This is a genomic window from Nocardioides sp., assembly GCF_964229035.1.
In the GTDB taxonomy this organism is placed as follows: domain Bacteria; phylum Actinomycetota; class Actinomycetes; order Propionibacteriales; family Nocardioidaceae; genus Nocardioides.
On sequence record NZ_CAXRAZ010000002.1, the window covers coordinates 10,145 to 23,102 of the forward strand.

Sequence of the window (12,958 nt, forward strand, 5' to 3'; positions counted from 1 at the left end):
CGACTCCTCGCCGCTTCTCAGTCGCCACAGCGCCGAATCCAGCCCCCGAACGACTGACAACCGACAGGCAGACCGGTGGACGGCGTGTTACAGCCACCGGGCATCCGGGTCGGCCGGCGCCGCGCGGGATGTAACACGCCGTCCACCCGACTCCTCGCCGCTTCTCAGTCGCCACAGCGCCGAATTCGGCCCCCGAACGACTGACAACCGACAGGTAGACCGGTGGACGGCGTGTTACAACCGCCGCGGCCGACCCGCCGAGCTCAGGTGCCGCCGACCTCGTCGGGGGACGACGCGGCGGCGAGCACGCGACGCAGCACCTTGCCGGTGGCGTTACGGGGCAGGGCCTCGACAGTCCACACCTCCCGCGGGACCTCGTGGCGGGCCAGCTGGGTGCGGGCCAAGTCGCGCAGCTCCTCGGGGTCGACGGTCGCGCCGGGCGCCGGGACGACCACGGCCCGCAGCCGCTGGCCGAACTCCTCGTCAGGGACGCCGACCACGACCGCCTCGTCCACCGACGGGTGGGCGTCGAGCAGCTGCTCGACGCGCGCGGGGACGACGTTCTCGCCGCCCGAGACGATCATGTCGTCGTCGCGCCCGATCACGTGGAGCAGGCCGTGGGCGTCGATGCGACCGATGTCGCCGGTGCTCACGTAGCCGCCGACGACCTCCTTGCCGCTGCCGTCGGAGTAGCCGGTGAAGGCCAGGGCGCTGCGCACGAAGATCACGCCGCTCTCCCCCGGCGCCACCTCGCGCCGCTGCGGCGCGAGGCCCAGCACCCGCACGTGGGCGGCGACCGGCGGCCGTCCGACGCACCCGGGCGCGAGCGCGAGGTCGGCGGGCGTGGCCACCGCGGCGATGCCGACCTCGGTCGAGCCGTAGAGGTTGTGGACGACGTCGCCCAGCGTGGCCTGCGCGCGCCGGCACAGCTCGGGGGTCAGCGCCGAGCCGCCCACGTAGATGCGGCGCACGCTCGCGAGCGCGGTCGCCGCGTCGTCCAGCGCGAGCAGGCGGTGCAGCATCGTCGGCACGAGCACGAGCACCTCGGCCTCGGTGCGCCGAACGAGGTCGGCCACGCGGCGCGCGTCGAAGCGTCCGGGCAGCACCACGCGACAGCACGACGACAGCGCGATGCAGGTCTGCGACAGGCCGGTGCCGTGGAAGACGGGCGCGGCCATCACCACGGTGGCTCCGCGCGGGAAGGGCAGCCGGTCCATCACCTGGGCGGTCTGCAGCGGGCTGACCTTCGGCCGCGGCGCACCCTTCGGCACACCGGTGGTGCCGCTGGTGAGCACCACCAGCCCTCCCGAGCGAGCAGGCGTCGGCGGCGGCGCCACCGGCACCGCGGGCGGGCCGCCGAGGTCGTCGGCGCGCAGCAGCGGAAGGTCGAGGCCGGCGTCGGCGAGGGCGGCTCGCACCAGGTCGTCGAACTCCGCGTCGTGGACGACGATGCCCACCCCCTCCCGCGCCAGCACCGCCCCCAGCTGCGGCGCCGCGGAGCCGGTGTTGAGCAGCACCGCCCGAGCTCCGGCGTAGCCGCAGGCGGCGAGCACCTGGACGGCGCCGCGGGGGTCGCGGCCGAGCAGACCCACCACCGGCGGCCGCGCGCCCGCAGCGGCGCCGAGACCGAGCAGCCGGTGGGCCAGGGCGGCCGCGGCGTCGTCCAACTGGGCGAAGGTGAGCTCGCCGTGGGCGTCGAGCAGTGCCACCGCACCGGGTGCGCGGCGCCGCGCGAGGCGGATCGCCGCGGTGATGGGGCCGAGGCGCCGGGTGTCGCGGGCCGCGCGCAGCGTGCGGTCGAGGCGCGCGGGCTCCACGAGCCCCTCGCGCTGCAGCACCCTCAGGCCGCCGGCGAGGTCGCGCACCGGCGTCGCCACCTCGTGGACGACGCCCGCCGCCGCCCGCGGGCCGACGCTGACGAGCCGCCCGAGCACGCCCACGCCGCTCATCGGCCCGTCCACTTCGGCGCACGCTTCTCGGCGAAGGCCGCGACGCCCTCGCGGGCGTCGTCGGAGAGCACCACCGGGCTCGCCAGCTCGCTCTGCCGCTCGAAGCCCTCCTCCGGCGACCAGGTGGGCGCGGCGTCCACGATCTGCTTGCCGACGCTCACCGAGAGCGGCGCATTGGCGGCGATGCGCTGCGCGAGATCGAGGGCGCGCTCGAGGGCGTGGCCGGGCTCGACGAGGTGGTTGACCAGGCCGAGCTGGTGCAGGCGCGCGGCGGGCAGGGCGTCGGCGACGAGCGCGAGCTCGAGCGCCACCGGTCGGGGCAGGCGCGTGGCGGTGCGCCACAGGCCGCCGGCGGCGGCGAGCAGGCCGCGCTTGGCCTCGGGCAGCCCGAAGGTGGCGTCCTCGGCCGCCACGACGAGGTCGGCGCAGAGCGCGAGCTCGAAGCCGCCGGCCAGGGCCGGACCTTCGACCGCGGCGACCATCGGCTTGGTGGGCGGTTCGGCGGTGAGGCCGAGCGGGCCGCGCCGATCGGTCACCGGCACCTCCCCGCGATGGGCACCGGCGAGGTCCATGCCGGCGCAGAAGGTGCCACCGGCGCCGGTGAGCACGAGCGCCCGCACGGTGGGGTCGGCCTCCGCGTCGTCCACGGCCCGCTCGAGGGCCAGGGCGGTGCGCCGGTCGATGGCGTTGCGCACCTCCGGCCGGTCGAGCGTGAGGACGACGACCTCGCCGGCCTCGCCCGCGCGCCGGGTGTGCAGCGAGGCCGCGGGCGGCGCGGGCAGCTCGGCGGCGGGCTCACCGTCGACGACCACGAGACGACCACCCGCGGCGCGCACGCGACGGCGCAGCAGGTCGCCGGCGGTGAGCTCGGCGATCTCGGCGGGATCCTCGCGACGCAGCAGCACGCGGGCGCCGTCCTCGGTGAGCACCGAGAGCACCACGGCCTCGGCCCCACCCTCGCGCGCATGCGGCACGGTGAGCGCCTCGACCACGGCCTCGGCGCCGTCGGCCAGCTCGGTGCGCACCGGGCGCGACGCCGGTCGGTCGAAGGCCGGCTTGAGGTGGGTGTAGCGCTGCTGCGGCGGGCGAGCCGAGTAGACGCCGAGAGCGTGCTTGGTGGCGTACCAGCCGAGCGAGCTCGACAGGCCGTACTCGTCGGGGCGCTCGCGCAGCTGCGGCACGATCGAGGCCACGGCGTGCAGGCCGTAGTTGTTGCCGGGGCCGCCGGCGGAGGTCAGGCCGCCGGTGACGCTCAGCGGGCGGGCCGCGTCGTCCCAGTGCAGGCCGATCGCGCGGGCCCCGAGCTGCACGGCCGCCGGGAAGCAGGAGTAGAGGTCGACGGGCCCGAGGTCGTCGGGTGCGATGCCGGCGTGGTCGAGCGCGGCGGCGCCGATGGCGGCGATCGCGGGCGAGTCGGCGAGGTCGGCCCGCTCGGAGACGAACCACTCGTCGGTGGCCGAGGCGCCGGCGTGCAGGAAGACCCAGCGCTCCTGCGGCACGCCCGCGGCCTGCGCGGCGGCGACGCTGGTGACGATCACGCCCGCGGCGAGGTCGACCTGGAGGTTGGCGCACATCAGCTTCGTGTAGGGCTCGCTCACCCACCGGTTGTCGGCACTCGGCTCGGCGATCTCCTCGGCGCTGCGGGCAGTGGGGTCCCACGCGAACGGGTTGTCGGCGGCCACCGCGCTCGCGCGCGACCACAGCTCGGCGATGGCGGCGCGGTGCGTGGCCTCGTCGGTGCCGGCGGCTCCTCGCAGGGCCGACTCGAGCAGCGCATAGACATAGATCGGGGCGCTCAGCCCGACCGCCGCCTCGGCCTCGTTGTTGGCCGGGCGATCGACACCGATCTGCCGGTCGGGGGCGACGTCGTCGGGCTGGCGGGTCCAGGCGGGCTCGCGCCCGTCGCGCTGCAGCGCGGCCACCGAGGCGCCGGCCTCGGCCCCGCTCACGAGCACTACCTGCGCGCGCCCGTCGACCACCTGCTGCGCGGCGTCGTTGAGCGCCAGCTGCGCGCCGTCGCCGCCGTAGGGCGAGGTCTGCACGGTGGCGGCGTTCTCCGCTCCCACGAGCGAGGCCACCAGACCGGCCTGGTCGGGGTAGGTCCACGAGGCGCTCGGCACGGCGGCCACCAGGTCGGCCACCGCCAGGAGGTCGAGCCGGGCGCCGCTGTCGGCAGCGGCGGCGCGCAGGGCACGCGCCGCCAGGGCCACCGGTTCCTCGGGCGCCGCCCCCGGCTCGCGGACGACGACCTGGCCGACGCCGACCACCACCGGGGTGGTCGGCTCGAGCAGCGCGCCGGTGCGCTCGTGCAGCACCGGCTCGTCCGGCACGCGCAGGCGGGCGGGTGCGCCGTCGTCCTCGAGGAGGGAGGCGAGCTCGGCCAGGGAGTCGGTGAGCGCGGTCTGCACGCTGCGCACGGCGGTGAGACCGACCGGCCCCTTCACCGGCGAGCCGTCGAGGGCGCCGTCGAGTCGCACCGCGGTGCCACCGGACGCGGCCTGCAGCGTGCACCACAGACCGACGGTGATGCCCATCGGGCCGGTGCCGCGCAGGGCGAAGCCGGCGTCGTCCGCGCGCTCGACCTCCCAGCGGGCCTGGGCCGGGATGTCCATGAGGCTGATCTGCTGGGTGAAGCTCGCGCCGGGCTCGATGCGGTCGGGGCGCTCGCCGCGCCAGGCCAGGTGGAGGGTCAGCCACTCGTGGCTGCGCCCGAGGTCGAGCACGAGGTCGAGGACGTCGGCCGGCGCCGCGGCGACCAGCCGCTGGGCGCTCACCTGGCGGGCGTAGTCGGCCACGCCGTCGGGGGCGGCCAGGTCGACGCTCTCCCCCGCCGCGACCTCCGGGCCGCCCGTGCCCGACGCGCCGGGCACGACGCGACGAAGGGTCTCGCCCGCGGTGAGTCGCGCGGTGTCGGCCAGGATCGGGGCGAGCGTGCGGGCCTGGCGGCCCAGGCGCTGGAGGCGGACGATCGGGCTCGGGGACTTCGGTGTCGACGGCACGTGGGGATCCTCTCACTTTCCGTCTGATCGGACTGATTCGTCCATCATGCGGCACCGGCCCCCCGTCGTCCACTCGGACCGGCCGGCGGGGGGCTGGTCGCCCACGCACCACCGAATTTCGTCGGTTCCAGGGTCGAATCCGGACAGAAATCGTTGGTAGACCGCAGACCACGGCGACCACCGCGGGGAGGAACCGTCCAGGGCGCGGTGGCCGATTAGGGTGGCCCGCATGTCGGCACCCCCTTCCGCACCTCGGCGTACGCAGCAGGAACGCTCTGCGGCCACCCGGGCACTGCTGCTCGATGCCGCCTTCGAGTGCCTGCTCGCGAGCGGGCACGGCGCCACCACAGTGGGGGCGGTGCAGGCGCGGGCCGGCGTGGCGCGCGGCACGCTGCTGCACCACTTCCCGACCCGCAGCTCCCTGATGGCCGGCGTGGTGGAGGACATCGTCGAGCGCCGCCTTGAGGTGCTCACCTCACCGCGCCGCGCGGGCGACTGGGACGACCTCGTGGACGCCGTGTGGCGCGAGCTGCAGGGTCCGGCCTACGCGGTGGCCCTCGAACTGTGGGTGGCCGCTCGCACCGACGACGACCTGCGCGCCGCGCTGCTCCCCCTACAGGAGCGGATCTTCCTCACCGTGCACTCGAGCGTCACGGCCCTCGTGGGCGAGGACCACCCGCGCACGCCGCTGCTCGTGCAGTTCACCATCGACCTCCTCAGCGGCTCGCACCTCGCCGGGGTGCTCTCGCCGCGCTCCGGCACGACGGTCGTGGTCGAGGAGTGGAAGAAGGTCCTCCGCACGCTCGCCGACGGCTGAGCCGGGAGGGCACGAGGGCCCGAGGCGATGGCGCTCCCGTTGACGAGCCAAACAGTCCGACCATACGGTTTCGACGTGCCGCCCGCCGTCGCCGATTCGACCGCCTCCCGTCCCCGCGCACCGCGGTGGTGGGGCCTGCGCCGCGACGCGCGCTTCGTCGCCGCCGCCCTGCGACCGGTCTCCGCCGGCGGCACGGATCTACCGCCACTGCCACCGGGACGACACCTGCCGCTGCCCGGGCGCGGCACGACCTTCGTCCGCGAACTCTCGGGCCCCACCGGGCGCACGCCGGTGGTGCTGCTGCACGGCTGGACCATGACCGCTGACCTGAACTACCACCGCGTCTACGACCTGCTGGCCCGCGAGCACCCGCTCGTCGCGATGGATACGCGCAGCCACGGCCGCGGGATCCGCGGCACCCGCTTCACCTACGACGACGCCGCCGACGACCTGGTCGCGCTGCTCGACACGCTCGGCCTCGACCGGGCGATCCTCGCCGGCTTCTCCCTCGGGGGCGTCACGGCGATGGCGACGGCGCTGCGCCATCCCGACCGCGTCGCGGGCATCGTGCCGCAGGCGTGCGCCCTCACCTACGCGTCGCTGCCGCGGGATCGGGCCGTGCACCGCAGCCTGCGGGCGGTCGAGGGCCTGGCCGAGCACCCCGTCTGCGCGCGGCTCTCGCAGCGCTACTGGCACGACACGATCCGCCGCCACCCCGACCTCCTGCCCTACTGGGGCTGGCTGAGCGCCGAGCTCGCCACGACCAGCACCCGGGAGATGCTCGAGGTGATCGACGCGGTGTTCGCCACCGATCTGCGCGGCGAGGCAGCCGCCCTGCGCGGCACGCCGTCGGCCTTCGTGGTGCTGGAGCGCGACCGCGTGTGCCGCCCGGACCTGCAGCGCGCGGCCGCCGAGGCGATCGGAGCGAGCGTCGTCGCGGTGCCCGCGGACCACAACCTCGCCCTGACCCGCCCCCACCAGTACGGCGACGCGCTGCTTGCGGCGCTCGCCCACGTGCGCGACCGGATCGGCTGAACCGGCTCAGTCAGCGGCAGGGACGGCCACCGCGAGCACGCCCGCCAGCCACGGCGCCGCCTGCGGGGTCCCGGCCAACCTCCGGACGACCTCGACGGGCATCCAGCGCACCTCGGACACCTCGGCCGGGTCGGGCTCGAGGACGACGCTCGTAGCCTCCACCTCGAGCACCAGCACGTGGTCGTACTCGCACTCCACCATGCCCGAGACGGCGTCGGGGGCGTCGTAGACGTGGATGCCGGCCTCGCGGAAGCGCTCGTCGGCGACGAGGCCGAGCTCCTCGACCAGACGCCGACGGGCACTCGTGGCAGGATCGCCGCCGGGCGGCACGTGGCCGCAGCAGGCGTTGGCCCACGCGCCGGCGAAGCGCAGCTTCACCTCGGCACGGCGCTGCAGGAGCACCCGCCCGCCCACGCGGTCGAGCACGACCACGGAGAAGGCGCGGTGACGTCGCCCCGGCGCCTGGTGCGCCTCGCCGACGGTGATCGATCCGGTGGCGCGGCCGTCGTCGTCGACGAGCTCGACGAGATCCTGCTCGGCCAACGTCCCTCCCCTGTGATGTGCCCTGCGCGGCCCCTGCGATGCGCCCTGTGACATGCCGGACCCGGGCGACTCACGCCGGACCCGGCGGGTACTCCCCCGTTGTCACCATCGTCCCCCATCCGGTCCGGCCACCCACGAGGAGCCCCCATGCCGCTCATCGCCATCGACGTCCTGCGCCATCGCACGCCCGACGAGCTCCGCCTCCTGCTCGACACGGTGCACGAGGCGATGGTCGAGGCGTTCGAGGTGCCCGACACCGATCGCTACCAGGTGCTCACCCAGCACGAGCCCGGCGAGCTCGTGCTCCTCGACACGGACCTCGGCTTCGAGCGCAGCGAGCGGGTCGTGGTGATCCGGGTGACGAGCCGCCAGCGCACCAGCGAGGCCAAGCAGGCCTTCTACCGGCTGCTGGCGACGCGCCTGCAGGAGCGGTGCGGTGTCAGCCCGGCGGACCTCATGGTCTCCATCGTCGAGAACGGTCCGGACGACTGGTCCTTCGGCGGCGGTGTGGCGCAGTTCGTCACCGGCGACCTCTGAGGACGACGCACCAGCGCGCGTGACAGCCACCCGAGGGTGACGCCCGCGACGACCGCCCAGGTCGTCGCGAGCACCGTCGCGAGCGCGCCGGCCGCGGCCTCCAGCACCCGCCCAGAACCGGTCGCTCCGATGGTTGCGGCAGCGTCGGCGAGACAGGCGGTCGCCGTCACCACCGTGCCCAGCGGGAACGTGAGCGCCCACCACCCGAGCCCGTGATCGCCGCCGTTGCGGCTCGCAGCGCGTCGCGCCGCCGCGGCGGCGATCACCAGCCACACCAGCGCAGCACCCCACACCGGCACCCCCACCACGAGGACGACGCCCGCCCCCTCGGCGCGGCCCGCCCACGGCCCCGTGAGCACCAGGTGGTGCAGGGTGGTCACCGACTGACCGAGGGGCCCGAGCACGATCCACAGCGCGGGTCCGGCGGCGCCACGCGCCGCAGCGTCACCCGCCACGGCATCGCGGACGACGCCGTGGAGCACCGGCACGGCCCGCACCGCGGCAAGGGCGGCGAGGGCGACCAGGCCGCTCCACAGCAGGGTGTGGACCGTCGTGTCCAGAGGCGGGCTCGGGTCGTCGAGCCCCAGCACGGCCGGCCCCGTGGCCGCGCTGACGAGCGGCGGCACGACCGGCAGCAGCCAGGAGGGGCGGCGCAGACTGCCCGACCGACGCAGCCGCGCGGGCAGCAGCGCGGCCGCGAGCACCCCGGCAACCGTCCCCGTCGCCCACAGCAGCACGGCGGCCACCCGGAGCCCGGAACCGCTCGCACCTCCCGCGAGCGCGAGCACCGCGGCCACGCTCATGAGCGCCATGGGCGGAGCCCCGAGGAGCGGCAGTGCCGCGGGCGTCGTCCACCGCGCGAGGGTGAGGCGCGGCTCGAGCAGCAGCGCCCGAGCCGCAGCCCCGGCCGCGGCGCCGAGCAGCAGGACGGCGAGCACGCCGATCGCCGGGGCCAGCGCGCCCAGCGGCGAGCGCACCGTCGTGAGGACGACGGCGAGCAGCCCCGTGCCCATGACGGCCGGGAACCACGCCGGCCCCGCGGAGAGGCCGGGGATCGCGGGTCGGGGTTCGGGGGCGTGCAGCATGCGTCGAGCCTCGTCGCCCCGAGGGCGCCCGGGTAGCCCCCGGCTCCCGGTGGCGCCACAGGGCGAGCCTGTGAGTGCGGCTAGGGTGGCGTCGTGGACCTGCTCCCCGACCTCCCCTCCCTGCGCCTGCTGGAGGCCGTGGCACGGCTGGGCAGCATCGGCGCGGCCGGGCGCGCGGCGGGCATGTCACAGCAGTCGGCCTCCGAGCGACTGCGCGCGATGGAGGTGCGCGCCGGGCTCGTGCTGGTGCAGCGCGCCACCACCGGCTCGAGCCTCACGCCGGCCGGGCGCCTTCTCGTGGAGTGGAGCCGCCCCCTGCTCGAGCGCGCCGACGAGGTGGAGGCGGCACTGCTCACCCTGCGCACCGAGCACCGGCGCGAGCTGCGGGTGCACGCCTCGATGACGACCGCCGAGTACCTGCTCCCCCGCTGGCTCGTCCGTCTGCGACGCGAGCGCGACACCGTGGCCAACCTGGTGGCGACGAACTCCGAGGCCGTGCTCGAGGCGGTGCGCGAGGGGCAGGCCGACCTCGGCTTCATCGAGGGCCGCGGCGACCTGGCCGGCCTGGCCACCCAGGTGGTCGGCCACGACCGACTCGTCCTGGTCGCCGAACCGGACGACGCCTGGGTGCGGCGGCGAGCCCCGCTGCGGCCGGCGGCGATCGCCGCGCGCGCCCTCACCAGTCGCGAGCCCGGCTCGGGCACCCGGCGCACCGTGGAGGACGCCTTCGCCGCAGCGGGCGCGCTCCCCGTCGCACCCGAGGTCGAGCTCACCACCACCGCCGCCGTGCTCGCCGCCGTGCGCGCCGGCGGACCGCCCGCCTTCCTCAGCGAGCGGGCCGTGCGCAGCGAGATCGACGGCGGGCGACTGGTGGAGGTGGCGACCGCCGACCTCGACCTGCAGCGCGACTTCACGGCCGTGTGGGTGGGCGGGCGTCGTCCACCGGCCGGGCCGCTGCGCGACCTGCTGGCGATCGCGGCGCGCGACCGCTGACGACGCACGCCCCTCCTCGGACGCCGGCGGCGATCACACCCCGCCGCCAGCGCGCGGCTGATCCGTGCGCGGGAGCGCCCGGGTGGCCGGTCCCTCGAGCACCTCGCCCTCAGCAGCGAAGCGCGAGCCGTGCAGCGGGCAGTCCCACGAGCCCTCGGCGTCGTTGCGTCGCACTCGACCGCCGAGGTGGGTGCACACGCCGACCACGCCGCAGGCGGCGGCCTCCTCGCGCGGCGGGCGCAGCCATCCGGTGACCAGTTGCTCGGCCACCTCGGCGTTGAGGCCCATCACGGCCGCCAGCGATCGCAGCGAGGGCAGGCCGACGCGGGGCCACGTACCGCTCGGCCGGCCGAGGATCCCGTCGACCAAGTGGTGCGCGGAGGCCACCGCGTTCGTCATGCCCCACTTGTCGTAGCCGGTGGCCACGTGGACGCGGCCCCCGCCGAGGGGCACCGCTCCCACGAGCGGCAACGCGCTGAAGGAGCGGTAGTCCTGCGCCGACCACGCATGCGTCTCGACGGAGCCCGGGAAGGTCTCGGCGACCCAACCGCGCAAAGCGTCCAGGCCTCCGCGCTCCGATCGTGCCCGCCCGGTCGGGTGCCCCGCGCCGCCCACCAGCACGTGCGCCGGTCGCGACTCCGTGGCCGGCACGGCCCGCAACGAGCGCGTCGGCTCACCGGCCGAGATCGCCATCGCCTCGACACCCTCGATGCCCGTGAAGGCGAGCAGGTAGCTGCGCTCGGCCTTCAGCCGCGCGAAGTGCAGACCGCGGTCCAGCACGGGCGTGCCGGTGGCGAGAACGACCTCCTGAGCACGCACCGTCGAGCCGTCGCCCAGGCGCGCCTCGGGGCGCCCGGCGAGCGAGAGGTGCGTCAGCCGACACCCCTCGTGCACCGTGGCGCCGGCGTCCTGAGCCTCTCGTACGAGCGCTGCCAGGAGCTCGACGGGGTCGCACTGCGCCTGGTCGGTGAGTACGGCGGCGCCATGGTTCTCGACCGGTCCGTCCCAGTGCCCCTGCCATCGCACCGCCAGCCCCGAGGACGCCGCCAGCCGGGCCTCGCGCTGCACCGCACCGACCTGCTGGGAGGTGCCGGCGAAGGTCACCGCGTCCGCGCGCTGCACCGGCACGCCGAGGTCGCCGGCGAGCTCGAGGAGCCAGGTCATCGCGTGCCGGTTGGCGGCCACGTAGTCGTGCACGACCGATGCCGGGTGACGGGAGCGGATGCGGCTCAGCTTGGTCGCCTGCAGCAGCGAGATCTTGGCCGTCGTGCGCCCGCTCGTCACCGCTCCGACGTGCCGGGCCTCGACGACGGCGACGCGCCGACCGGCACGCGCCAGCAGCAGCGCGGCGACGAGCCCCGTGAGTCCCGCCCCCACCACGAGGTCGTCGACCTCCTCGGGCAGCGGGGCGTCCTGCACGTCGATCCTGCGCGCACCGCGGTCCCACCACAGCGAGCTCATGCGCCCGCCCCCTCGCCGGCGTCCGACCCGGCGCCGAGCACGTCCTGCGCCGCATGCTGCAGCGCGTCGCGCAACCGCTCGAGCGCCGCCTCGACCGCCGCCTCGAGCACCTGCTCGGGGTCGCCCTCAAGGTGCAGCTCCTGCACCGACGTCGAGCGGCCGTCGTCCACGGCGACGAAGACGGTGCCCTCGGGCACTCCCTCGTCCTCGCCCGGGCCGCCCACGCCGGTGGTGGCGATCGCGAGGTCGGCGCCGATGAGGGTCCGCACGCCGCGGGCCATCTGCTCGGCGCACTCGGCGCAGTTGACCGGGCCGGGGCGCACTCCGAGGACGTCGAACTTCACCTCGGGCGAGTAGGCCACCACGCCCCCGCGCCACCAGAGGCTCGCCTCGGGACCCGCACCGAGCACCGCTGCGAGACGACCGCTGGTGAGCGATTCGGCGGCCGCGATGCTGCGGCCGTGTTCCTCGGCCAGGTCGGCGATCTCGACGACACGGTCCTCGAGCCGGTCGACCAGGTGGTCACGCGCTGCCACGGGGGGCTCCTCTCGTCGGGAGCCGCCCCGTACCCCTCGGCCCGCGCGCTCATGCGGCGGCGGGCTCCTGGGTCAGGTCCGCGCGCGGTGACCGTGCAGCAGGCTGACGAACAGCCCGACCCAGGCGGCGACGGCCACCACCGCGGCCACGCCCGCGATGGTGAAGCTCACCTGGAACAGCGCGTCGGAGAAGCCGAAGACCTGCGTGAGCAGCGAGCGCTGGCTGTCGGCGGTGTCGCCGAAGTCGGGCAGCACCGCACCACCGACGAACAGGGCGGTCCACACCGTCCACTGCCAGCGCCGCTCCGCACGGCTCAGCCCCAGTGGTCGCCGCTTCTGCGTGAGGGCGAGCACGGTGGTGATGAGCAGCGCCACGAGCGCGATGAGCACGACCGGGATCAGCACGAGCGCGAACCACCCGAAGACGCCGAAGACCAGGCGGCCGATCCAGAGCCACGCCACGAGCGTCAGGTTGAGCGGGATCATCAGCAGCAGGGTGGCCCGGCCCGTAGGTCCGGTGGGAGCGGTGGAGGGCACGGGCGGAACGGCGGCGGTCACGGAGTGGATCGTAGGGCAGTCGCTACCGTGGACGGGGCCGCCGAGCGACCCGTCCCGGCGCTGCACCGAAACCGCCGCGCTCCGGCCCGGCCCACAACCAGGAGGCGACACATGAAGGCGATCTGGAACGGCACCGTGGTGGCCGAGAGCGACGACACGGTCGTGGTCGAGAACAACCACTACTTCCCCCGCACCTCGCTCGACGACAGCCTGATCGAGTCCTCCGACACCCACACGCACTGCCCGTGGAAGGGCGACGCCTCCTACTACTCGCTGGTCGTCGACGGGCAGAAGAACCCGGACGCCGTCTGGTACTACCCGCAGCCGCTGAAGGGCGCCGAGCAGGTGGCCGACCGGGTGGCGTTCTGGCGCGGCGTCGAGATCACCGACTGACCTCGCCGGGGCGGCGGGCACCGCCCTTAGCGACTCGGTAACGCGGCTGAAA

At 75.5% G+C, this 12,958-nt stretch carries 11 protein-coding genes and 1 pseudogene; 5 read left to right on the forward strand and 7 right to left on the reverse strand.

The genetic code is table 11. The annotated features are described in order from the left end of the window. Window positions 1-263: 263 nt before the first annotated feature. A complete protein-coding gene (locus tag ACERUN_RS00945) occupies window positions 264-1,949 on the reverse strand; it encodes an AMP-binding protein (RefSeq protein ID WP_370287670.1) in 1,686 nt (561 codons plus the stop codon). Next, on the reverse strand, window positions 1,946-4,948 hold the full coding sequence (locus ACERUN_RS00950) for a crotonase/enoyl-CoA hydratase family protein (RefSeq protein ID WP_370287671.1): 3,003 nt from the start codon (window positions 4,946-4,948) through the stop codon (window positions 1,946-1,948). Before ACERUN_RS00950 ends, ACERUN_RS00945 begins: the two co-directional genes overlap by 4 nt. Before the next feature lie 229 nt (window positions 4,949-5,177). Between ACERUN_RS00950 and ACERUN_RS00955 the strand changes: the two genes are divergently transcribed. Continuing rightward, on the forward strand, window positions 5,178-5,765 hold the full coding sequence (locus tag ACERUN_RS00955; RefSeq protein WP_370287672.1) for a TetR/AcrR family transcriptional regulator: 588 nt from the start codon (window positions 5,178-5,180) through the stop codon (window positions 5,763-5,765). 75 nt (window positions 5,766-5,840) lie between these two features. Next, a complete protein-coding gene (locus tag ACERUN_RS00960; protein ID WP_370287673.1) occupies window positions 5,841-6,800 on the forward strand; it encodes an alpha/beta fold hydrolase in 960 nt (319 codons plus the stop codon). A 6-nt stretch (window positions 6,801-6,806) separates the two neighbouring features. Here ACERUN_RS00960 and idi read toward each other — a convergent pair whose 3' ends face one another. Further along, the gene (idi, locus tag ACERUN_RS00965; protein ID WP_370287674.1) at window positions 6,807-7,343 is read right to left on the reverse strand and encodes an isopentenyl-diphosphate Delta-isomerase; all 537 of its coding nucleotides are present in this window, start codon (window positions 7,341-7,343) and stop codon (window positions 6,807-6,809) included. Window positions 7,344-7,490: 147 nt separating this feature from the next. Here idi and ACERUN_RS00970 point away from each other — a divergent pair, with 147 nt between their 5' ends. After that, window positions 7,491-7,880: a tautomerase family protein gene (locus tag ACERUN_RS00970; RefSeq protein ID WP_370287675.1), complete on the forward strand. Its 390-nt coding sequence runs from the start codon at window positions 7,491-7,493 to the stop codon at window positions 7,878-7,880. 44 nt (window positions 7,881-7,924) lie between these two features. Here the strand turns inward: ACERUN_RS00970 and ACERUN_RS00975 are convergent. Further along, window positions 7,925-8,965: pseudogene (locus ACERUN_RS00975) on the reverse strand (hypothetical protein); the annotation flags it as partial. Between the two features lie 93 nt (window positions 8,966-9,058). Between ACERUN_RS00975 and ACERUN_RS00980 the strand changes: the two are divergent. Then, window positions 9,059-9,958: a LysR substrate-binding domain-containing protein gene (locus tag ACERUN_RS00980; RefSeq protein WP_370287676.1), complete on the forward strand. Its 900-nt coding sequence runs from the start codon at window positions 9,059-9,061 to the stop codon at window positions 9,956-9,958. Window positions 9,959-9,991: 33 nt separating this feature from the next. Here the strand turns inward: ACERUN_RS00980 and ACERUN_RS00985 are convergent, their stop codons facing one another. From ACERUN_RS00985 to ACERUN_RS00995, 3 genes are all read right to left on the reverse strand, one after another. Continuing rightward, window positions 9,992-11,419 (reverse strand): FAD-dependent oxidoreductase, encoded by a 1,428-nt coding sequence (locus tag ACERUN_RS00985; protein ID WP_370287677.1) that lies wholly within the window; start codon window positions 11,417-11,419, stop codon window positions 9,992-9,994. After that, window positions 11,416-11,955: a CinA family protein gene (locus ACERUN_RS00990; RefSeq protein ID WP_370287678.1), complete on the reverse strand. Its 540-nt coding sequence runs from the start codon at window positions 11,953-11,955 to the stop codon at window positions 11,416-11,418. The genes ACERUN_RS00985 and ACERUN_RS00990 overlap by 4 nt, the downstream gene beginning before the upstream one ends. Before the next feature lie 72 nt (window positions 11,956-12,027). After that, window positions 12,028-12,513, reverse strand: a complete 486-nt coding sequence (locus tag ACERUN_RS00995) for a hypothetical protein (RefSeq protein ID WP_370287679.1) — start codon at window positions 12,511-12,513, stop codon at window positions 12,028-12,030. A gap of 111 nt (window positions 12,514-12,624) precedes the next feature. Between ACERUN_RS00995 and ACERUN_RS01000 the strand changes: the two genes are divergently transcribed. Continuing rightward, window positions 12,625-12,906 carry a DUF427 domain-containing protein gene (locus tag ACERUN_RS01000; RefSeq protein ID WP_370287680.1) on the forward strand — a complete coding sequence of 94 codons (282 nt, stop codon included), beginning with the start codon at window positions 12,625-12,627 and terminating at the stop codon, window positions 12,904-12,906. The last annotated feature ends 52 nt before the right edge of the window (window positions 12,907-12,958 follow it).